We start from the raw sequence: 21,730 nt of genomic DNA, 5'->3' as shown, positions 1-21,730 counted from the left end.
CCCCGATTGCAGAGTGTCAGTCACTGAATAAGCTGACTGATCCACCGCTATCGGGGGCAAGCCCCCTCCCACATTTTGAACTGTGTAAAGCCCTGAGATTCAGTCGGGCTTTACCCGCTCGGACGGTCTACGCACCCCAGCCACAATCTTGTCCACCGCCTTGGTCGCCGCCACCATACCGAACGTGGCCGTGACCATCATCACCGCGCCAAACCCACCGGCGCAGTCCAGCTTCACCCCATCACCCACAAAACTTTTCTGCAAACAGATGCTGCCGTCCGGCTTGGGATAGCGCAGCTGCTCGGTGGAAAACACGCACGGCACGCTGTAATGGCGGGTCACGGTGCGGGAAAAATTGTAGTCACGGCGCAGGGTGGAACGCACCTTCGAGGCCAGGGGGTCGTTGAAGGTTCGGTTCAGGTCGCACACCTGGATCAGTGTCGGATCAATCTGCCCGCCGGCGCCACCGGTGGTGATGATCTGGATCTTGCGACGCTTGCACCAGGCAATCAGCGCGGCCTTGGCGTTGACGGCGTCGATGCAGTCGATCACGCAATCAATGTTCGGCGTGATGTATTCGGCCATGGTGTCGCGGGTCACGAAGTCCGCCACCGCGTGCACGGTGCAGTCCGGGTTGATGCCGCGCAGGCGCTCGGCCATTACCTCGACCTTGGGCTTGCCCACGGTGCTGTCCAGGGCGTGCAGTTGGCGATTGCTGTTGCTGACGCAGACATCGTCCAGGTCAAACAGCGAAATCTCGCCGACCCCACAGCGGGCCATGGCTTCCGCCGCCCAGGAGCCCACGCCGCCGACGCCGACGATCGCCACATGGGCCGCTTTCAAGCGTTCCAGGCCTTCAATGCCATACAAGCGGGCGACGCCTGCAAACCGCGGATCTTCTGTACTCATGACCATTACCCCAAAAACCGGCGCGCATTATAGGGCTACGCAGCGACAAGTTCGAAGCTTCAAGCTACAAGTAAAGAACTTAGATGGTCTTTCGCTGACTAACGTCCGGCTTTTCTCTGTCTGCTGTACGCTCGGGGAAAGGCCGGTGTAGGATGCGCGCCGTTCGGTGCAGGCCGACACCTCTTTTCGTTCCACACCCTTTGGAACCCGACATAACCATGGCATCGCGTAAATTTGGACTCAACCTGGTGATCGTGCTGGCAATTGCCGCGCTGTTCACCGGCTTCTGGGCGCTGGTCAACCGCCCGGTCACTGCTCCCAACTGGCCTGAGCAAATCTCCGGTTTTTCCTACTCGCCGTTCCAGCAAGGCCAGTTCCCGCAAAAAGACCAGTACCCCACGGACGAGCAGATGCGTCGTGACCTGGAGATCATGAGCAAGCTGACGGACAACATCCGTACCTACTCGGTCGACGGCACCTTGGGGGATATCCCCAAGCTGGCGGAAGAGTTTGGCTTGCGCGTCACCCTGGGAATCTGGATCAGCCCGGACCTGGAGCGCAACGAGCGCGAGATCCAGCGTGCCATTGAGATCGCCAACAGTTCGCGCAGTGTCGTGCGCGTGGTGGTCGGCAACGAAGCGCTGTTCCGTGAAGAAATCACCCCTGAAGCGCTGATCGTGCTGCTGGACCGGGTGCGCGCAGCGGTGAAAGTACCGGTGACCACCTCCGAGCAGTGGCACATCTGGGAAAAGAACCCGCAACTGGCCAAGCACGTCGATCTGATCGCCGCGCACATCCTGCCGTTCTGGGAATACATCCCCATGGACAAGGCTGGCCAGTACGTACTGGATCGGGCCAAGGACCTGAAAAAACTCTTCCCGAAAAAGCCGCTGCTGCTGTCGGAAATTGGCTGGCCGAGCAACGGACGTATGCGCGGGGGTAACGAAACATCCCCGGCAGACCAGGCGATTTACCTGCGCACGCTGGTCAACAAGCTCAATCGCCAGGGCTACAACTACTTTGTGATCGAAGCGTTCGACCAGCCGTGGAAAGTCAGCGATGAAGGCTCCGCCGGCGCTTATTGGGGCGTTTTCAACGCCGCACGCCAGCAGAAATTCAACTTTGAAGGGCCTGTCGTCGCCATCCCGCAATGGCGCGTGCTGGCCATCGGTTCGGTGGTGCTGGCACTGCTCTCCCTGACCTTGCTGATGATCGACGGCTCGGCCCTGCGCCAGCGTGGCCGGACCTTCCTGACCTTTATCGCGTTCCTGTGCGGCTCGGTACTGGTGTGGATCGGCTACGACTACAGCCAGCAATACAGCACTTGGTTCAGTGTCACCGTGGGTATCCTCCTGGCGCTCGGCGCCCTCGGCGTGTTTATCGTGTTGCTGACCGAGGCCCATGAACTGGCCGAAGCTGTCTGGACCCACAAGCGTCGTCGTGAATTCCTGCCGGTCGAAGGGGATTCGGACTACCGCCCGAAAGTGTCGATCCATGTGCCGTGCTACAACGAGCCGCCGGAGATGGTCAAACAGACCCTCGACGCCTTGGCAGCCCTCGATTACCCGGACTATGAAGTCCTGATCATCGACAACAACACCAAGGACCCGGCGGTTTGGGAGCCGGTGCGCGATTACTGCGAAACCCTCGGCCCGCGCTTCAAGTTCTTCCACGTCGCGCCCCTGGCCGGTTTCAAGGGCGGCGCGCTGAACTACCTGATCCCGCACACCGCCAAGGATGCCGAAGTGATCGCGGTGATCGACTCGGATTACTGCGTGTCGCCGAACTGGCTCAAGCACATGGTGCCGCACTTCGCCGACCCGAAAATCGCCGTGGTGCAGTCGCCCCAGGATTACCGCGACCAGAACGAAAGTACCTTCAAGAAGCTCTGCTACGCGGAATACAAAGGCTTCTTCCATATCGGCATGGTCACCCGTAACGATCGCGATGCGATCATCCAGCACGGCACCATGACCATGACCCGTCGCTCGGTGCTCGAAGAACTCGGCTGGGCCGACTGGTGCATCTGCGAAGACGCCGAACTGGGCCTGCGCGTGTTCGAGAAAGGCCTGTCGGCGGCGTATTACCACGACAGCTACGGCAAGGGCCTGATGCCCGATACCTTTATCGACTTCAAGAAACAGCGTTTCCGCTGGGCCTACGGTGCGATCCAGATCATCAAGCGTCACACCGCCAGCCTGCTGCGCGGCAAGGACACCGAGCTGACCCGCGGCCAGCGCTACCACTTCCTTGCGGGCTGGTTGCCGTGGGTGGCGGACGGCATGAACATCTTCTTCACCGTCGGCGCGCTGTTGTGGTCGGCGGCGATGATCATCGTGCCGACGCGGTCGACCCGCCGTTGCTGATTTTCGCGATCCCGCCGTTGGCGCTGTTCGTGTTCAAGGTGGGCAAGATCATCTTCCTGTACCGCCGTGCGGTGGGCGTGAACCTCAAGGACGCGTTCTGCGCGGCCCTGGCAGGCCTGGCGTTGTCCCACACCATCGCCAAGGCGGTGCTGTACGGTTTCTTCACCACCAGTATTCCGTTCTTTCGTACACCGAAAAACGCGGATAACCACGGCTTCTGGGTCGCGATTTCCGAAGCCCGCGAAGAAATGTTCATCATGCTGCTGTTGTGGGGCGCGGCACTGGGGATCTACCTGGTGCAGGGCCTGCCAAGCAATGACATCCGCTTCTGGGTGGTGATGCTGCTGGTGCAGTCGCTGCCGTATGTGGCGGCGTTGATCATGGCGTTCCTGTCGTCACTGCCCAAACCGGTAGCGGCGCCTGAGCCTGCGCCTGCGGCGTAAAAACTTGCGCAATGCACTAAACGGCGGCCTCTGGTCGCCGTTTTGCTATAAGATAACGGCCGTTTTGTTGGATCAGGCAAGCACCGATTGTCTTATGTGGGAGGGGGGCTTGCCCCCGATAGCAGCGTGTCAGTCAGCTAATTTGTTGCTGATACACCGCCATCGGGGGCAAGCCCCCTGCCACATTGAATCTGCGCCGTTTCAGCACATTCGTCCTGCGCCCATTACACGCTTCCGGAGTTTTCCCATGACGGCCCATGCCGACCTTTCGCCGACCCTTCAACTTGCCATCGACCTGATCCGTCGCCCCTCGGTCACGCCGATCGACGCCGATTGCCAGAAGCTGATGATGCAGCGTCTGGGCGACGCCGGTTTTGCGCTGGAGCCGATGCGCATCTTCGAGGTGGACAACTTCTGGGCCACCCACGGCAAGCACGAAGGCCCGGTGCTGTGCTTCGCCGGTCACACCGACGTGGTGCCGACCGGCCCGGTGCAAGCCTGGCAGAACGATCCGTTCGACGCGCTGATCGACGAAAACGGCATGCTCTGCGGGCGTGGCGCGGCGGACATGAAAGGCAGCCTGGCCGCGATGCTGGTGGCAGCCGAGCGTTTCGTCACCGATTACCCGGACCACAAGGGCTCGGTGGCTTTCCTGATCACCAGCGACGAAGAAGGCCCGGCGCACCACGGCACCAAGGCCGTGATCGAGCGCCTGGCCGCCCGCAAGGAGCGCCTGGACTGGTGCATCGTCGGCGAACCGTCGAGCACGACGCTGGTCGGTGATGTGGTCAAGAACGGCCGTCGCGGCTCCCTCGGCGCGACCCTGACCGTGCGCGGCGTGCAAGGGCACGTGGCCTACCCGCACCTGGCGAAGAACCCGATCCACCTGGCCGCACCGGCCCTGGCGGAATTGGCCGCCGAGCATTGGGACGACGGCAACACGTTCTTCCCGCCGACCAGCTTCCAGATCTCCAACCTCAATTCCGGCACCGGCGCCACCAACGTGATTCCCGGTGACCTGACGGCGGTGTTCAACTTCCGTTTTTCCACCGAGTCCACCGTCGAAGGCCTGCAGCAGCGCGTTGCGGCGATCCTCGACAAACATGGCCTGGACTGGCATGTGGAGTGGGCGCTGTCGGGCCTGCCGTTCCTCACTGAACCGGGCGCCTTGCTCGATGCGGTGTCCGCCAGCATCAAGGCGATTACCGGTCGCGAGACACAGGCGTCCACCAGCGGCGGGACGTCGGATGGCCGTTTCATTGCCACCCTCGGTACTCAGGTGGTCGAGCTGGGCCCGGTCAACGCGACAATCCATCAGGTCAACGAGCGCATCCTCGCCAGCGACCTCGATGTGCTGACCGAAATCTACTACCAGACCCTGATCAAGTTGCTCGCCTGATGCTCGCCTGCCCCATTTGCAGCGCCCCGCTCAACGCGGTAGACAATGGCGTGGCGTGCCCGGCCGGGCACCGTTTCGACCGGGCTCGCCAGGGTTACCTGAACCTGCTGCCGGTGCAGCACAAGAACAGCCGCGATCCGGGCGATAACCTGGCGATGGTCGAAGCGCGCCGCGACTTCCTCAACGCCGGGCACTACGCGCCCGTGGCCAGGCGCCTGGCCGAGCTGGCCGCTGAACGCGCGCCGCAGCGCTGGGTCGACATCGGCTGTGGCGAGGGTTACTACACCGCGCAGATTGCCGACGCCCTGCCCCATGCCGACGGCTATGCCCTGGATATTTCCAAGGAAGCGGTCAAGCGTGCGTGCAAGCGCAACCCGGCGCTGACCTGGTTGATCGCCAGTATGGCCCGCGTGCCGTTGGCGTCAGACAGTTGCCAGTTTCTCGCCAGTGTTTTCAGTCCATTGGATTGGGCAGAAGCCAAGCGCCTGCTCAGCCCCGGCGGCGGCTTGATGAAGGTCGGTCCTACACGTGGCCACCTGATGGAACTGCGCGAGCGCCTGTACGACGAAGTGCGTGAATACACCGACGACAAGCACCTGGCCCTGGTGCCCGACGGCATGAGCCTGGCGCACAGCGAAACCCTGGAGTTCACCCTGAGCCTCGCCGAACCCCAGGATCGCGCCAACCTGCTTGCCATGACGCCACACGGCTGGCGTGCCAGCGCCGAGCGCCGCGCAGAAGTGATCGAGGCCGCCGAGCCGCTGCTGGTCACTGTGTCGATGCGCTATGACTATTTCGTGCTTCAATAACCGACTTTTAAGCTTCCGCGAATGGATTTTCGAATCCCGCAACGAGGAATATCCATGCGCCAACCTGATATCGAGATTTACCTGAAGGACGCCGACGTCGACTACAAAGCCATTGCCGCGTGGCTGGGCGCAGCGTTGGGCCCTTGCACCGACTGGGTCCAGCGAGGCCAGACCTACAAGTGCAAGGCCGGCGATGTGCCAGTCACCTGGTTGCCCAAAGCGGTAGGCAAGTGGAACAGCCTCTACCTGGAAAGTGACCAGACCCCGTGGGACGACGACATCGCCTGCGCCCGCGCCGCATTTGCTGCGCTGAACGTCGAAGTGCGCTGCGCGCCGGGGACGTGGGTCGAGGAAGAAGGTGAGGAAAGTGCCGACACCTGGATTCGCATCAGCGCAGACGGTGAAGAGCAGATCACTTGGAAGACAGCTTAGGGCAGCTACAAGCTGCAAGCTGCAAGTCTAAGTGCTTGCAGCTTGTAGCTGGAAGCTTGAAGCTTGCAGCTTGGCCTACAGGCCAACCACATCCTCCGCCTGCAACCCTTTCTCGCCGGTCACCACGGCGTACTCCACCTGCTGGCCCTCGGCCAGGGAACGGTGGCCATCACCGCGAATCGCACGGTAGTGCACAAACACATCCTTGCCATCTTCACGCTGAATAAAGCCATAACCCTTTGCGTCATTGAACCACTTCACATTGCCGGTTTCGCGCGTTGCCATCTGTGTTACTCCCACGTACGTTTTTTTATTGTTGAGTTGGTTGCGTTGAACTGCCGAGTATAAGACAGGCTCAAAAGCGATCAACTCAAGTTTACTTCGCTGCTTTTTTGCCGATTTTCGGCGAATACGGCACACTACCCGCCCGAGCGCCTGCTCGGTTTTTTCCACTTCAAGCAGCTCGCCTATGACCCGCTCCCCGTTCCGCCGTCTGGTGTTTGGCACCTTGCGCCGACTGTTGTACCTCTGGGTTCGCTCGGAGACGATCAACCAGTCGTCCCTTACCCTCAACCTGGACCGCAGCCGGCCGGTGTTCTACGTCCTGCAATCGCCCTCTCTCACCGAACTGGCCGTGGTCGATGCCGAGTGCACCAAGGCCGGCCTGCCGCGCCCGGTGCTGCCAGTCTCCGTCGGCCCGTTGATGGAACCGGCGGCGTTCTTCTACCTCACGCCGGAGCCGGACTGGCTCGGCCGCCAGGACAAGCGCGGCGCACCGCCGACCCTGACCCGCCTGGTCAATACCCTGAGCGAACACGCCGAAGAGAATGCACAAATCATTCCGGTCAGCGTGTTCTGGGGGCAAACCCCGGCGAGCGAGTCGAGCCCTTGGAAACTGCTGTTTGCCGACAGCTGGGCCGTCACCGGCCGTCTACGTCGGTTGTTGAGCATCCTGATTCTGGGTCGCAAGACCCGTGTGCAATTCTCCGCGCCCATCAACCTGCGTGAGTTGATCGAGCACAATAAAGGGCACGAACGCACCGTGCGCATGGCCCAGCGCATCCTGCGTGTGCACTTTCGTAACCTGAAGACCGCCGTGATCGGCCCCGACCTGTCCCACCGGCGCAATCTGGTCAAGGGTCTGGTGAATATGCCGTTGGTGCGCCAGGCCATTCTGGATGAAGCCGAACGGGAAAAAATCAGCCCGGAAAAAGCCAAGGCCCTGGCCCTGCGCTACGGCAACGAAATCGCCTCGGATTACACCTACACCGCGATCCGCTTCCTGGAAGTGGTGCTGAGTTGGTTCTGGAACAAGATCTACGACGGCATCAAGGTCAATAATGTCGAAGGTGTGCAAAAGGTTGCCCAAGGCTACGAGGTGATTTACGTGCCTTGCCACCGCAGCCATATCGACTACCTGCTGCTGTCCTACCTGCTGTTCAAGAACGGTCTGACCCCGCCGCATATCGCCGCGGGCATCAACCTGAACATGCCGGTGATCGGCAGTCTGCTGCGCCGTGGCGGGGCGTTTTTCATGCGCCGCACCTTCAAGGGCAACCCGCTGTACACCTCGGTGTTCAACGAATACCTGCACACCCTGTTCACCAAGGGTTTCCCGGTGGAGTACTTCGTCGAAGGCGGACGCTCACGCACCGGGCGCATGTTGCAGCCAAAGACCGGGATGCTCGCGATTACCCTGCGCAGCTTCCTGCGTTCTTCGCGCATGCCGATCGTGTTCGTGCCGGTGTATATCGGCTATGAGCGTGTGCTCGAAGGCCGCACCTACCTGGGCGAACTGCGCGGCGCGAGCAAGAAGAAAGAGTCGATCTTCGATATTTTCAAAGTGGTCGGCGCGCTCAAGCAGCGGTTTGGCCAGGTCGCGGTCAACTTCGGCGAGCCGATCAAGCTGGCGGAATTCCTCGACGGCGAACAACCCGACTGGCGCACCCAGGAGCTGGGGCCGAACTACAAGCCGGCGTGGCTCAACGAAACCACCAACCGCCTCGGCGAACGGGTGGCCCGCCATTTGAACGAAGCGGCGGCGGTGAACCCGGTCAACCTGGTGGCCCTGGCGCTGCTGTCCACCACACGCCTGGCCCTCGACGAACAGGCCATGGCCCGCCAGCTGGACCTGTACCTGGCGTTGCTGCGCCGCGTGCCTTACTCGCCCCACACCACCCTGCCCGAGGGTGATGGCCTGGCGCTGATCAAGCACGTCAAGGACATGGACCTGCTGTCGGAACAGACTGACGCCCTCGGCAAGATTGTGTATCTGGACGAGCAGAACGCCGTCCTGATGACCTACTACCGCAACAACGTGCTGCACATCTTCGCCCTGCCGGCGCTGCTGGCGAGCTTCTTCCAAAGCAGCTCGCGGATGAGCCGCGAACAGATTTTGCGCTACACCCACGCGCTGTATCCGTACCTGCAATCGGAACTGTTCATCCGCTGGTCGCTGGAAGAGCTGGACACAGTCGTTGACCAGTGGCTGGAAGCCTTTGTCGAACAAGGCCTGCTGCGCTTCGAAAACAACGTATACCTGCGCCCCGCGCCAAGCTCGCGGCACTTTGTGCTGCTGACGCTGCTGTCCAAGAGCATCGCCCAGACCCTGCAACGCTTCTACATGGCGATCTCGCTGCTGCTCAACAGCGGCCAGAACAGCATCAGCGCCGAAGAGCTCGAAGACCTGTGCACGATCATGGCCCAGCGCCTGTCGATCCTGCACGGTCTCAATGCGCCGGAGTTCTTCGACAAGAGCCTTTTCCGACATTTTATCCAGACATTGCTGGAGCAAGATGTGCTGCGCCGCGACGAGGCCGGCAAATTGAGCTATCACGATCTGCTCGGCGAGCTGGCAGAAGGCGCGGCCAAACGTGTGTTGCCGGCCGAGATTCGCCTGTCGATCCGCCAGGTGGCCCTGCATCGTGTCGATGGCGCAGCCGAACAACCGGATGAGCCTGAAGAAACCCGCTAGATTGAATAAGGCGCCAGTGGGATGCTGGCGCCGCTGACAAGGAGCCGCACCATGAAAAAGATCATCCTCCTGGGCCTGACCGCCCTGCTCGGAGCCTGCCAATCCATGACCCCTGCCCCCAAGGCCAGCCTCGATGGCGAAGTGTTCTACCTGCAACGCATCGCCCTGCCGCCGACAGCAACCTTGAGCGTCAGCCTGCAGGACGTATCCCTCATGGACGCCCCTGCGGTGATCCTTGCCGAACAGAAAGGCCCGATCAAAGGCCAGGTGCCGCTGCCGTTTCACTTGAATTACGACCCGGCCCAGGTCAAGCCGGGCCACAGTTATGCGGTGAGTGCTCGCATCGAACAGGATGGCAAGCTACTGTTTATCACCACTGAACGGCACGCTGTGCAGCTCAACGGCCAAGATCCACAGCCGCTGCGCCTGCGCGTTGATGCGGTCGCACACTGATATTCTCCAGATCATAAGGAAGCGCCCATGCTCCGTAACTCCCTTCGCCTCACTGCCCTGTGCGCCGGCCTGCTGTTCGGCGCCAACGCCATGGCCCTGGACCTGAGTAGCCTGTCCCAGGGCGATGCCAGCGGCGGTCTCAAGGATGCCCTGACCCAGGGCGCGCAGATCGCGGTGAAACAACTGGGTGTGCCCGGTGGTTTCAGCAACAACCCCGAAGTAAAAATCGGCCTGCCAGGCAAGCTCGGCAAAGTCGCCGACAAACTGAAAATGTTCGGCATGGGTGACCAGGTCACGCAACTGGAAGACAGCATGAACAAAGCGGCCGAAACCGCCGTGACCCAGGCCCAGCCGATCCTGGTCAACGCCGTGAAGAACATGAGCGTGACCGACGCCAAGGGTATCCTCAGTGGCGGCCAGGACTCAGCCACCCAGTACCTGAACAAGAGCAGTCGCGAACAGATCCGCGCCAAGTTCCTGCCAATCGTCAAGGCCGCCACCGATAAGGTAGGCGTGGCCCAGCAGTACAACGCCCTGGCCGGCAAGGCGGCAGCCTTCGGTGCCGTGGATGCCAAGAGCGCCAACGTTGAAAACTACGTGACGGAGCAGGCGCTGGATGGTTTGTTCAAGATGATTGCGCAGCAGGAAGAGACCATTCGCAAGAACCCGGCCGCGGCAGCGACCAGTTTGGCGAAGAAGGTGTTTGGCGCGCTGTAACGCCAACGCACCCGATCACAACGCCAGGCCCGCTCATCACGGTTCCTGGCGTTTTTTTTGGGGGTCAGGACAGTACCGAATCAGCCAGCCGCCCCATCATGAGCGTGGCAAAACAGCAGATGGCTACGGAGGTCACACGATTGATTCTCAAGGGCGTCAGCCAGCTCTGCTGGATACCATCGATTTGATTGCCGAGCACGATCCAGGCAGACCCCACGGGAACCACCACCAAGGCAAGCGTTACCATGAAACCGGCGTAGTCGGGTAACAGGGTAAAGGCGTGGATTGGGGCGATAAACGAAACGATCAACAATCCCTTGGGGTTCATCACCGTCAGCCAGAAGAAATGCAGCCCGGAAAACCGATCCTTTCCAGGCCCACCGACGCCCGGCTTACGCTGCCACAGCTGGTAGGAGACATACAGCAAGTAACCCGCTGCTGCCAATTGGGTCGCCTTCAGTGCCCATGGCGAATAGGACGCCAGGTAGACCAACGCCAGGCCCCACAGCGAGACCTGCAGCACGTAGGCCAGGCACTCGACAAAGGCCAGCCGCCACGCCGCCCGAAACCCGAACAACACCCCGGCGCGTAACAGCAGGGTGTTTGTCGGCCCAGGTACGGCCAGTAGCAACACGAGCGCCGAAACGGTACCCAGCATAAAAATCATCCCACATCGCACATGATCAAAGGTCTTCTCACCGATAGCGTTTACAGCGGCCAGGCTGGAGAAGAAAGCCTCTGGGACGTTGTATCACAGCGGCCACTCTTTAGCGTAAAAATGCAAACGCCCCGTTGTTCAGGGGCGTTTGCAACAGCTGAAGATGAGAGCCACACGCTCTCAATCAAGGCATTCAGCGGCTGATGAGCGTGTTGTTGTTCACGACCGTCACACTGTTTGTCGGCTGCCATTGATTGAAATGAACCCCCCTTTCAAGATTTGACAGTCGTTGATCGAGATCACGCTTATGATCGTGCTTATGATCATGTTTGTGACACGCTTGGCTCGGCTGCCCTCCCAACATCCGACCAAATGCCATATACAAGTTACCCAATGCTTGAACCATCTGACTAACACCTCTAGAAATGTCCTCGAAACCTTACTCTTGCGATTAGACCGTCAGAGTGAAGTACCTGCCTCACAGGTATCCGTGTGTGGCAAACGTGAAGGAAAGGTTCCCACATCGCGTGACAAAGAGCCGGTAGGCCTATACGACATCCTTCTTTACCCTGAACCACGCCGCGTACAACGCTGGCAGAAAGAGCAACGTCAACGCCGTCGCCACAATCAACCCGCCCATGATCGCCACCGCCATCGGCCCGAAGAACACACTGCGTGACAGCGGGATCATGGCCAATACAGCCGCGAGTGCCGTCAGCACAATCGGGCGGAAGCGTCGGACGGTGGCTTCGATAATCGCCTGCCACGGCGCCAGGCCGGCCTTGATGTCCTGTTCGATCTGGTCCACCAGGATCACTGAGTTGCGCATGATCATGCCCGACAGCGCGATGGTCCCCAGCATGGCCACGAAACCGAAGGGCTGGCGGAACACCAGCAGGAACAGCGTGACGCCGATCAAGCCCAGCGGCGCCGTAAGAAACACCATCGCCGTGCGTGAGAAGCTGCGCAGTTGCAGCATCAGCAAGGTCAGCACCACCACGATAAACAGCGGCACGCCGGCCTTCACCGAGTTCTGCCCGCGCGCGGAGTCTTCGACAGTGCCGCCGACGTCCAGCAGGTAACCGTCCGGCAATTGGGCGCGCACGCCTTCGAGGGTCGGCAGAATTTGCTGGACCAGCGTCGCCGGTTGTTCCTTGCCGTAGATGTCAGCGCGCACGGTGACTGTCGGCAGGCGGTTGCGGTGCCAGATGATGCCTTCCTCAAAGCCGTATTCGAGGGTGGCAATCTGCGACAGCGCCACGCTTTTACCGTTGTCGGTCGGCACGGCCAGGCTAGGCAGCAGCGACAGTTCGGTGCGCTCGTGAACGGTGCCGCGCAGGAGGATCTCGATCAATTCGTTGTCCTCCCGGTATTGGCTGACGCTGGAACCGGTGAGCGAACTCTGCAGGAATTTCGACAGGTTGGCAGTGCTTACGCCAAGGGCGCGGGCGCGATCCTGGTCGATATTGAGGTAGACGATTTTGCTCGGTTCTTCCCAGTCCAAGTGCACGTTGACCACATGGGTGTTTTCGCGAACCTTGGCCGCGACTTTACGTGCAAGGGCGCGGACTTCTTCAATGTGCTCGCCGGTCACGCGAAACTGCACCGGGTAGCCCACGGGCGGTCCGTTTTCCAGGCGAGTGACGCGTGAACGCAGGTCGGGAAATTGTTCGTTGAGGGTTTCAATCAGCCAGGTGCGCAGGCTTTCGCGCTCCTCGATGGTGTTGGCCAGCACCACAAATTGCGCGAAGCTGGCGGCCGGCAGTTGCTGGTCCAGTGGCAGGTAGAAACGCGGCGAACCGGTGCCGACGTAGGCCACGTAGTTCTCGATGCCGGCATGACCCTTGAGCATGGCTTCCAGGCGCTTGACCTGATCGGCGGTGTTGCTCAGGGAGGCGCCTTCGGCCAGCTTCAGGTCGACCATCAGTTCCAGGCGGCCAGAAGCCGGGAAGAACTGCTGCGGCACAAAGCGGAACAACGCCACCGAACCGATAAACAGCAGCAGTGTCAGCACGATCACGGTTTTGCGTCGACTGATGCACCACTCCACCAACCGTCTTACACGCTGGTAAAAGGGCGTTCCGTAGGGATCCGGGCCATCAGTGCCGTGTTTGGCTGCATGAATCTTCGCCAAGTCCGGCAGGAGTTTTTCCCCCAGGTAGGGCACGAACACCACGGCGGCGACCCAGGAGGCCAGCAACGCGATGGTGACCACTTGGAAGATCGAACGGGTGTATTCGCCGGTGCTCGACTGCGCGGTCGCAATCGGCAGGAAGCCAGCGGCCGTGATCAGCGTGCCGGTGAGCATCGGGAAAGCGGTGCTGGTCCAGGCGAAACTCGCGGCTTTGAGCCGGTCGTAGCCCTGCTCCATCTTGATCGCCATCATTTCCACGGCGATGATCGCGTCATCCACCAGCAAACCGAGCGCCAGTACCAGTGCGCCGAGGGAAATCTTGTGCAGACCGATGCCGAGGTAATACATGGTGGCGAAGGTCATCGCCAACACCAACGGAATCGCAAGGGCCACCACCATGCCAGTGCGTACGCCGAGGGAAAAGAAGCTCACCAGCAATACGATCGCCAGCGCCTCGGCCAATACCTGCACGAACTCTCCGACACTGGTTTTCACCGCTGCCGGTTGGTCTGACACCTTGCGCAGCTCCATGCCGGCCGGAAGGTTCTTCTGCAGACGTGCGAATTCGCCTTCGAGCGCCTTGCCCAGTACCAGGATATCGCCGCCGTCGCGCATCGCCACGGCCAGGCCGATTGCATCAGCGCCCATGTAACGCATACGCGGTGCCGGTGGATCGTTGAAGCCACGGTGAATGTCGGCGATATCGCCGATCCGGAAGGTTCGGTCAGCCACTCGAACAGGAAAATCGCGGATCTGCTCCACCGTCTTGAAATTGCCCGACACGCGCAGTTGCACGCGCTCGCTCGGGGTTTCAAAGAAGCCTGCGGTGGACACTGCGTTCTGCTCCTGCAACGCCTGCTGCACTGCCGCCAGGGGCAGTCCGAGGGTGGCGAGCTTAAGATTGGACAGCTCGATCCAGATCTTCTCGTCCTGTAGACCGAGTAACTCGACCTTGCCCACATCCGCCACCCGTTGCAGCTGAATCTGGATGCGGTCGGCGTAATCCTTGAGGACCGCATAGTCGAAACCGTCGCCGGTCAGGGCGTAGATATTGCCGAAGGTGGTGCCAAATTCATCATTGAAAAACGGGCCCTGGATATCCGGCGGCAAGGTCTGGCGGATGTCGCTGATCTTCTTGCGCACCTGGTACCACAGCTCGGGAATCTGCGCCGAATGCATGGAGTCGCGGGCAATAAACGTAACTGTGGATTCACCAGGGCGGGAGAACGAGACAATGCGCTCGTACTCGCCGGTTTCCATCAGCTTCTTTTCGATGCGTTCGGTGACCTGGCGCGAGACTTCCTGGGCGGTAGCGCCCGGCCAGTTGGTCTTGATCACCATGGCTTTGAAGGTGAACGGCGGGTCTTCACTTTGCCCCAATTTGGTGTAGGACAACGTGCCGACAACGGCCAGCAGGATCATCAGGAACAGTACGATCTGGCGATTACGCAGCGCCCATTCGGAAAGATTGAAACCCATCGGGGACTACTCCTTGGCCGCCAGATTCACAACACGGTTGGAGCGATCCACCGGGCGCACTTGCTGGCCCTCGTGGAGCACATGCACACCCGCGGCGATCACCCAATCGGTGGGCGCCAAGCCTTCGAGCACCGGTACGGTTTTTTCACCGAAGGCGCCGATGCGCACCGGCGTGCGCTTGAGGGTATTGTCCGGCTCCACACGCCAGACGTAGGACGCACCATTCTCTGCACTGAGGGCAGACAGCGGCACCGACAGCGGAACAACACCATCGGCCTGGATGAAGACGCGGGCACTCTGGCCGAGTTCAGCCGGGACTTTGCCTCCGGTAAACGCCACGCGGGCGGCAAAAGTGCGCGATTTTGGATCGGCCGCCGGGGACAGTTCACGAATGCGCCCGGTAAAACGCTGGTCCGGCTGGCTCCACAGCTCTACGGCTACCGGCTGACCGATCTTGAAGCGACCAAAGCCCTGTTCGGGCAGGCTGATGAGTACTTCACGCTCGCCATCGGTGGCCAGCGTGAACACGGTCTGGCCAGCCGACACCACTTGGCCGACTTCCACCGCACGCTTGGCAACGACCCCGTCCTGGGGGGCACGGAGCACGGCGTAACCGGCCTGGTTGCTGGCCACATCGAATTCGGCCTTGATCTGCTTGAGGCGCGCTTCGCCGGATCGGTAGAGGTTTTCGGAATTATCGTACTGGGAACGGCTGACCATCTGACGATCCATCAGGGTCTTGTAACGGTCGCGTTCGGCGCGTACCAGGCTCAGGTTGGCCTCGGCTGCACCAACCTGGGCGCGGGTGGCCTCCAATTGCAGGCGCACATCCTGAGGGTCGAGTTCCGCCAACGGTTGGTTGGCTTTGACCCGCTCGCCCTCTTCCACCAGGCGTTTACTGACTTTGCCACCAATGCGAAAGGCCAGGTCGCTCGTAGCGAGCCCGTACTTCGCCGGGGTAGCTGTCCATCGACTGGGCCGACGGTTGCGGTTGCACCACCATCGCTGGACGGACGGTGATCTGGGCCGCTTCTTCATGGCCGCAGGCGGCTAACAGGAAGACCAGACTGACAGGCAACGCAAAGGGCAGGAAAGTGCTGCGCATGCTGAAGGACCTTTCGCAAATGAAGCTAGGAATAATTATACTGGCCGGTATGTTATTAATACCAAACTCACCAGTCCAGTATTAAAGGTGAAAATGTCCGACAATCGTGTTAACACCAATAGCCCCGGGCGTCCCAAGGACATGGCAAAACGCCAGGCAATTCTCCAGGCAGCGAAAAACCTGTTTTTGGGAAATGGTTATGCCAGTACCAGCATGGATGCCGTAGCCCTTGAGGCGGGCGTGTCGAAACTGACCGTCTACAGCCACTTCACCGACAAAGAGACTTTGTTCACCGCCGCCGTGGTGGCGACGTGCGAGGAGCAGCTGCCGGTGATGTACTTCGAGCTGCCCGAGGGTATGCCAGTCGAGACGGTGCTGCTGAATATCGCACGCGGTTTTCATCGGCTGATCAACAGCGAGGAGTCGGTGAACCTGCACCGCCTGATGATGACCACCGGCAATCAGGACGTGAAACTCTCACAGATTTTCTTCGACGCCGGGCCCATGCGCATGCTCCAGGGCATGGAACGCTTGCTCAGCAAGATCGACCAGAGTGGCGCCCTGAGCATCGATAAACCCTTTACCGCGGCCGAACACTTCTTCTGCCTGCTCAAGGGCACGGCAAATTTTTGCCTGCTGTATGGCTGCGGCGGGCAACTGAGTGAAACAGCCGCCGAAGCCCATGTGCAGGAGGTGGTGGGGTTGTTTATGCGGGCTTACAGGCCTTGAACATCAGGGCTTGAGCGCTTTCTTGGGATAGATGTCATACCGGCTGGACTTGCCATCCAGCGCATGGCTCGGCTTTGGCCCTTCGATGCACGGCGCCTTGCGCGGGCGTTTGACCACTACACGGTGACTGGCCAGCGCCAGGGCGGCGGCCAGCAAGGCCGGTGCGTCCGGGTCATCGCCCACCAGCGGCCGAAACAGGCGCATTTCCTTCTTCACCAAGGCGGTTTTCTCACGATGAGGAAACATCGGGTCGAGGTAGATCACCTGCGGCGGCTCGCCTTCCCAGTTGAGCATTACGTCGATGGAGTTGCCCTTGAGCAGCTTCATGCGTGCCACGATCGGCGCCACCTCAAAATCATCTGCACCGCGCGCCAGGCCATCTTCGAGCAAGGCGCCGATCAACGGTTGGCGCTCGATCAGGCTCATCTGGCAACCAAGGCTGGCCAGCACAAACGCGTCCTTGCCCAGGCCGGCCGTGGCGTCCAGCACCCGTGGGCGCACGCCTTGGGCCACGCCTACGGCTTTGGCAATCATCTGCCCGCTGCCGCCACCGTAGAGTCGACGATGGGCCGCACCGCCTTCAACAAAGTCCACCCGCACCGGTCCTGGCGCGTCAGGCCCGAGCTGTTGCAGCTGTAGGCCATGCTCGCCAACTTGCAGGGAAAAGTCCGCGTCCGCGAGCTGTAAAGGCAAGCCAAGCAGCGCTGCCCATTGCTCGGCGCGGTCCTTGAAACCTTCGCCCAAGGCCTCGACCTGGATGCGGCTGGCCGCTGGTTGTTCGCTCATCAATCACTACGCTCAAAAATATTAAGGATCGGCAAACAACGGCCGATAAAAATAACAGTCAGGTATTTTGCCAGAGCTGAGCGTCGACCGAGAAAAATGTCAGACATTCTCCCCCTAACCATCGGTGTACTGCCGACCCACAACCACTACGGCCTGCGCAATACTCAAGCGCTGGCCGGGGTGAGTCATGTGTGGCAGGACTTCTTCGCCCGTGCGCTGGCCGAGCAGCTTGGCGATACGCCGGGCGCGCTCGCGGCCCAGGCGCCGGCTCCGGTGGATCCAGCGGTAGAACCCAGCGAAGGCGCTGACCTGTTGTCGCAGATCCTCACGCAGCGCGAGTGCGACGTGAAAGACACCGAAATCGCTCCGCCTGAGCCACTGTTCCTGCCGATCGCCGAATTCGAAACCGAGTTGCTGCCACCGGCTGCGACACCGTTCCCGGACGCAGAAATCGTCGCCCAGCAACGCCAGCAGAACTTTGAAAGCGGCTGGGTACGCCCCATCGTTCTCACCGCCGGCCAACCGCTGCCCGAGCCAAGCCCGGCGCCGCAACCTCGCCCTCTGCATTTGCCGATTGCCGAGTTCGAACTGGACCTGCTGCCGCCGCCCGCCACGCCGTACCCGACTGAAGAACTGGTGGCCCAGCAAAAGGCCCTGGACTTCGACTACTACTGGGCACGCCCACTGATCGCCAACAACCTGCGCCTGGCCGCCTGAACCTCAGCGACAGACCCACCACCGCCCCATGTCCAGATGGAAATGGTTGCGGTGCGCGGCGTTGTAGTCCGGGCTCAACACCACGTTGAAATCATCACAGGCGCTATCGCGCACCTGACGCAAAAACCGTGCGCTGTCGCCCTCCCCCGGCCAATCCTTGAGCACGCTGATACTGCGCCCATCCGCCAGCCGAAACCCGGCGATATCCAGGGCATTGGCCGACGCGTGCTGACTGAGCCGCCCCTCGGCACGACCATAGATATTGCGGCACGCAAAGCTGCCCAGGTGATCGACCCGCGTGACCGCCTGGCCGAACACCGCCTGCGCCGCCGGTTGCAGGCTGTGACGCTCAAACAGCGCGAAGGCCACTGCCAACGGGCAACTGGCGAGAAAGCTGCTGCTCAAGGCCACGCCTGCGCCCTGCACGCGCAAGGTGTTGCGCAAAGGACACGCGGCGTCGGCGGGCGTGTCGGCCTGATGGCTGACGCGCAGGCCGGAGGTTTTCAGCACCTGGTCGCACAACGCCGGATCCTCCTGCAAACGCCCCAGCTTGTAGCGAGTCAACAGGTTAGGCGTGGCACGCACGTCCAGCGGCGCCCAGGGGTTCCATTCAGCCGGCAGCGGCACCCAGCCTCGCCATACGCCCACGCCAATCGCGCCGACAAGCAGCAGTAACACGGCCAGTACTTTGAGAAAACGCACCGCTTAGTCCTTGAAGAACTGATTGGCTTGGCTGAAGGGCATCGAGCGTTCGGTGAAGGTAAAGGTGCCGAGTTCATAGACTTCCTGGGCCGCCCGGTAGAACTCACCATAGGCCGCCAGCGCCATGGCCGATCCCACACTGATGCGCTTGACCCCCATCGCGCTCAGTTGCGCCACGCTGAGTTTCAGCCCACCGGACATCAACACATTCACTGGTTTTGGCGCCAGCGCCTTGACCACCGCCAACACCTCCTCGGCGCTGCGCAGGGCGGGTGCATACAGCACGTCGGCACCCACTTCGGCGTAGGCTTGCAGGCGGCGAATGGTGTCAGGCAGATCCAGCCGACCATGCAGGAGGTTTTCCGCACGGGCCGTCAGAGTGAAAGGAAATGGCAGACTGCGCGCGGCGGCGACGGCGGCTTCCACACGTTGGACGGAGAGGTCGAAGGCATAGATCGGGTCAGCGGCGATGCCCGTGGCGTCTTCGATGGAGCCGCCGACGATGCCGCTCGCCGCCGCACGCAGGATGGTCTGGGCACAGCCTTCGGGGGTATCGCTGAAACCGTTTTCCAGGTCGGCCGCCACCGGCAGTGCGGTGGCCTTGGCGATCATGGTGGCATTGAGCAAGGTGTCTTCCAGGGACAGCGCGCCTTCCGCATCCGGGCGCCCCAGGCTGAACGCGTAACCCGCACTGGTGGTGGCGAGGGCTTCAAAGCCGAGGCTGGCGAGCATCACGGCGGAGCCCGCGTCCCAAGGGTTGGGCATCACAAAGGCGCGATCACGCTCGTGCAAGGCCTTGAAGGTTTCGGCGCGTCGGGTTTGGGCATCCATGACTGACTCCTGGCGGGAAAAGGAGCCCTAGAGTAACCCCAGTTGTTCGGCTTCGGGTTGCCGATCCAAGGTGGGCAGCGCAGGCAGGCCGGGCAAACGCGCCATCAACTGGGCGTGGAAACGCATGGCCAGTTGTGCGGCCAAGCGGTTATCCGAGGTGTGCAGGAACACATAGGGCGTGCGGCCCTCTTCGATCCAGCCGGCAACTTTTTCCACCCACGGGACCAGGAACGGGTCGTTGGCCTCAAGCTCCGGATGGCCGATAAATCGCACCTGGGGAAACTGGGTCAGCGCTGCCGGGCGTGCAGGCACCTTGGGCTTTTTGGATTGGGCATGCAGCACCGCTGCCGAGGTGGACGTGCAACTGAACAACGCACGCGGATCGAGGCAGATACGTTCGACACCCCGGTCACGCAGCAGACGGTTGAGCATGCGCTCGGCATCGCCCTTGGCGAAGAACTCCGGGTGACGCACTTCAACGGCCAACGGGCGTTCCAGGCCATCAATAAAACCGGCCAGTTCAGCCAGGCGTTGTGGCGAGAAACTCGCCGACAGTTGCAGCCACAACGGTGAAACCCGCTCACCGAGCGGGCTCATCAAACTGACAAAACTTTCGGCCGCAGGCAATTGCTCACGCAAGTCGCCGCCATGGCTGATATCACCGGGGAATTTGGCGGTGAAGCGAAAATCGTCAGGCATGATTTCAGCCCAGCGCTGCACGGTAGCGACGGAAGGTCGGGCATAAAAAGTAGTGTTGCCTTCAACGGCGTTGAAGACTTGGGAATAGAGGGCCAGGTAATCGCTGGAACGCGCATCGGCGGGATACAGGTACTCGCGCCAGGCGTTTTCACTCCAGGACGGGCAACCGAGGTAGTAAGGCAGGCGCATCAGATGTGGATGTCGAGGCCCAGCACTTCCATATCCCATTCGACAAAGCCGGCGGTGGTCAGGTAGCTGGCCAGGGCGGTGGCAACGCTTTTGCTCATGGAGCGCGGGAAGACCATATCTTGTTGGCGGGCCGGAAGGCCGCTGATGCGTGCCTGGGAGTTGGGCTGTGCATCGGGCTGGACTTCGATAAAGTCCGGTGAGTCTTCGACGGACTCGTCTACCGTGACGTTTGCCTTACGCGGCTTGCGCTTGATTGGGTAGGACTGTGAGGAAAAGCCGTCTATACGCATCGATGCGAACTCGGTATCGGTGATGGCATTTTAGTGGCGCAATCCGTAGCGCGCAAATGCTCTGGTGATAACTAGAACACATATTTTGAAAAAGGTTTAAAAGCAGGGGCAAATTCTGACGATTGGCGCCGGATTGCATCAAATTGCCACCACTTTTGATGTCACACGATTCCCCGCTCTGCTTTGGTTTGCGCCACTTTGTCGCGCAGATAAACCGGTGCAGCCTGATCAGCGGCAATTGCCTCACCGCGCTCGAAAGCAAAACGCGCAAGGGTCAGCAAGTCTTCGGCGTGAGGCAACATGGCGGCGTCCTGGCCAACCAACTGGACGCCGATACGCTCGCCATAACCCCAGCCGTGCCGGCACCGAACCAATCGCCACTGGCATCGTCCGGCAACACCGACGACTCCGGTGGCTGCACGGCCTCCACACCCACCAGGCGCATTTCGCCAGCCGTTTCGCGGTAGCAGCCCCAGTACACCTCATCCATCCGCGCATCGATGGCCGCGGCCACTTGCGAAGCACCGTGCTCACGCCATGCGCGCTGAGCCAGCACGGCAAGGTTGGACACCGGCAATACCGGGCGTTCCAGCGCAAATGCCAGGCCTTGCACAACGCCAATGGCGATCCGCACACCGGTAAATGCACCCGGACCACGACCAAAGGCGATGGCATCGACAGCGGCCAGAGTGGTGCCCGCCTCGTCCAGTAGTTGCTTGATCATCGGCAACAGCTTCTGCGCGTGCAGGCGCGGGATCACCTCGTAGTGGCTCGTAACGATGCCATTGTGCAGCAAGGCAACGGAGCAAGCTTCAGTCGCGGTGTCCAGGGCCAGCAGGGTGCTCATCGGTGTGGGTGTCCAAGTCGAAAAAAAAGTGCGCCAGTATAAACAACAACGCCCGCAAGCGG

The 21,730-nt window shown here is 61.0% G+C and carries 17 protein-coding genes and 3 pseudogenes; 9 read left to right on the top strand and 11 right to left on the bottom strand.

Annotated elements, in window-relative coordinates; all coding sequences use genetic code 11:
- Positions 1-99: 99 nt before the first annotated feature.
- Positions 100-909: a tRNA cyclic N6-threonylcarbamoyladenosine(37) synthase TcdA gene (gene tcdA / locus IQK56_RS02955; protein ID WP_425274615.1), complete on the bottom strand. Its 810-nt coding sequence runs from the start codon at positions 907-909 to the stop codon at positions 100-102.
- Between the two features lie 218 nt (positions 910-1,127).
- Between tcdA and IQK56_RS02950 the strand changes: the two are divergent.
- From IQK56_RS02950 to IQK56_RS02935, 4 genes and pseudogenes are all read left to right on the top strand, one after another.
- Positions 1,128-3,718: pseudogene (locus IQK56_RS02950) on the top strand (glycosyltransferase).
- Positions 3,719-3,965: 247 nt separating this feature from the next.
- A complete protein-coding gene (gene dapE, locus IQK56_RS02945) occupies positions 3,966-5,117 on the top strand; it encodes a succinyl-diaminopimelate desuccinylase (RefSeq protein ID WP_122305367.1) in 1,152 nt (383 codons plus the stop codon).
- On the top strand, positions 5,117-5,926 hold the full coding sequence (locus IQK56_RS02940; RefSeq protein WP_150761113.1) for a putative RNA methyltransferase: 810 nt from the start codon (positions 5,117-5,119) through the stop codon (positions 5,924-5,926). The genes dapE and IQK56_RS02940 overlap by 1 nt, the downstream gene beginning before the upstream one ends.
- A gap of 54 nt (positions 5,927-5,980) precedes the next feature.
- Positions 5,981-6,358 (top strand): hypothetical protein, encoded by a 378-nt coding sequence (locus IQK56_RS02935; RefSeq protein WP_032891679.1) that lies wholly within the window; start codon positions 5,981-5,983, stop codon positions 6,356-6,358.
- Positions 6,359-6,433: 75 nt separating this feature from the next.
- On the opposite strand, the gene IQK56_RS02930 is transcribed toward IQK56_RS02935, so the two are convergent.
- Positions 6,434-6,643, bottom strand: a complete 210-nt coding sequence (locus IQK56_RS02930) for a cold-shock protein (RefSeq protein WP_032891681.1) — start codon at positions 6,641-6,643, stop codon at positions 6,434-6,436.
- 184 nt (positions 6,644-6,827) lie between these two features.
- Here IQK56_RS02930 and plsB point away from each other — a divergent pair, with 184 nt between their 5' ends.
- The 3 genes from plsB to IQK56_RS02915 are packed head-to-tail and all read left to right on the top strand — an operon-like array spanning position 6,828 to position 10,502.
- Positions 6,828-9,332, top strand: a complete 2,505-nt coding sequence (gene plsB, locus IQK56_RS02925; protein ID WP_122309926.1) for a glycerol-3-phosphate 1-O-acyltransferase PlsB — start codon at positions 6,828-6,830, stop codon at positions 9,330-9,332.
- A 51-nt stretch (positions 9,333-9,383) separates the two neighbouring features.
- On the top strand, positions 9,384-9,785 hold the full coding sequence (locus IQK56_RS02920) for a YbaY family lipoprotein (protein ID WP_099583373.1): 402 nt from the start codon (positions 9,384-9,386) through the stop codon (positions 9,783-9,785).
- Between the two features lie 27 nt (positions 9,786-9,812).
- Positions 9,813-10,502, top strand: a complete 690-nt coding sequence (locus IQK56_RS02915) for a DUF4197 domain-containing protein (protein ID WP_099583374.1) — start codon at positions 9,813-9,815, stop codon at positions 10,500-10,502.
- Between the two features lie 64 nt (positions 10,503-10,566).
- Here IQK56_RS02915 and IQK56_RS02910 read toward each other — a convergent pair whose 3' ends face one another.
- The 3 genes and pseudogenes from IQK56_RS02910 to IQK56_RS02900 all read right to left on the bottom strand — a co-directional run bounded on the left by IQK56_RS02910 (position 10,567) and on the right by IQK56_RS02900 (position 15,878).
- The gene (locus IQK56_RS02910; protein WP_122309930.1) at positions 10,567-11,160 is read right to left on the bottom strand and encodes a LysE family translocator; all 594 of its coding nucleotides are present in this window, start codon (positions 11,158-11,160) and stop codon (positions 10,567-10,569) included.
- A gap of 547 nt (positions 11,161-11,707) precedes the next feature.
- The gene (locus IQK56_RS02905) at positions 11,708-14,773 is read right to left on the bottom strand and encodes an efflux RND transporter permease subunit (protein WP_193862081.1); all 3,066 of its coding nucleotides are present in this window, start codon (positions 14,771-14,773) and stop codon (positions 11,708-11,710) included.
- Positions 14,774-14,779: 6 nt separating this feature from the next.
- Positions 14,780-15,878, bottom strand: a pseudogene (locus tag IQK56_RS02900) (efflux RND transporter periplasmic adaptor subunit).
- A 93-nt stretch (positions 15,879-15,971) separates the two neighbouring features.
- Between IQK56_RS02900 and IQK56_RS02895 the strand changes: the two are divergent.
- Positions 15,972-16,607, top strand: a complete 636-nt coding sequence (locus IQK56_RS02895) for a TetR/AcrR family transcriptional regulator (RefSeq protein WP_122309917.1) — start codon at positions 15,972-15,974, stop codon at positions 16,605-16,607.
- Between the two features lie 3 nt (positions 16,608-16,610).
- Here the strand turns inward: IQK56_RS02895 and IQK56_RS02890 are convergent, their stop codons facing one another.
- Positions 16,611-17,393, bottom strand: a complete 783-nt coding sequence (locus IQK56_RS02890; protein ID WP_122309913.1) for a class I SAM-dependent methyltransferase — start codon at positions 17,391-17,393, stop codon at positions 16,611-16,613.
- A 96-nt stretch (positions 17,394-17,489) separates the two neighbouring features.
- Between IQK56_RS02890 and IQK56_RS02885 the strand changes: the two genes are divergently transcribed.
- A complete protein-coding gene (locus tag IQK56_RS02885; protein ID WP_122309910.1) occupies positions 17,490-18,110 on the top strand; it encodes an energy transducer TonB in 621 nt (206 codons plus the stop codon).
- A gap of 3 nt (positions 18,111-18,113) precedes the next feature.
- Here IQK56_RS02885 and IQK56_RS02880 read toward each other — a convergent pair whose 3' ends face one another.
- The 5 genes and pseudogenes from IQK56_RS02880 to tsaB all read right to left on the bottom strand — a co-directional run bounded on the left by IQK56_RS02880 (position 18,114) and on the right by tsaB (position 21,668).
- Positions 18,114-18,812 (bottom strand): extensin-like domain-containing protein, encoded by a 699-nt coding sequence (locus IQK56_RS02880; RefSeq protein WP_150761109.1) that lies wholly within the window; start codon positions 18,810-18,812, stop codon positions 18,114-18,116.
- Positions 18,813-18,815: 3 nt separating this feature from the next.
- On the bottom strand, positions 18,816-19,643 hold the full coding sequence (locus IQK56_RS02875; protein ID WP_193862082.1) for an isocitrate lyase/PEP mutase family protein: 828 nt from the start codon (positions 19,641-19,643) through the stop codon (positions 18,816-18,818).
- A gap of 27 nt (positions 19,644-19,670) precedes the next feature.
- Positions 19,671-20,531, bottom strand: a complete 861-nt coding sequence (locus IQK56_RS02870) for a DUF72 domain-containing protein (protein ID WP_150761107.1) — start codon at positions 20,529-20,531, stop codon at positions 19,671-19,673.
- The gene (locus tag IQK56_RS02865; RefSeq protein WP_099583385.1) at positions 20,531-20,821 is read right to left on the bottom strand and encodes a hypothetical protein; all 291 of its coding nucleotides are present in this window, start codon (positions 20,819-20,821) and stop codon (positions 20,531-20,533) included. Before IQK56_RS02865 ends, IQK56_RS02870 begins: the two co-directional genes overlap by 1 nt.
- A gap of 161 nt (positions 20,822-20,982) precedes the next feature.
- Positions 20,983-21,668: pseudogene (tsaB, locus tag IQK56_RS02860) on the bottom strand (tRNA (adenosine(37)-N6)-threonylcarbamoyltransferase complex dimerization subunit type 1 TsaB).
- Between the last annotated feature and the right edge of the window lie 62 nt (positions 21,669-21,730).

This window comes from Pseudomonas cyclaminis (genome assembly GCF_015163715.1).
GTDB lineage: Bacteria > Pseudomonadota > Gammaproteobacteria > Pseudomonadales > Pseudomonadaceae > Aquipseudomonas > Aquipseudomonas cyclaminis.
Note: the sequence above shows the minus strand (reverse complement) of the source record. Positions and strands in the feature narration are given on the sequence as shown.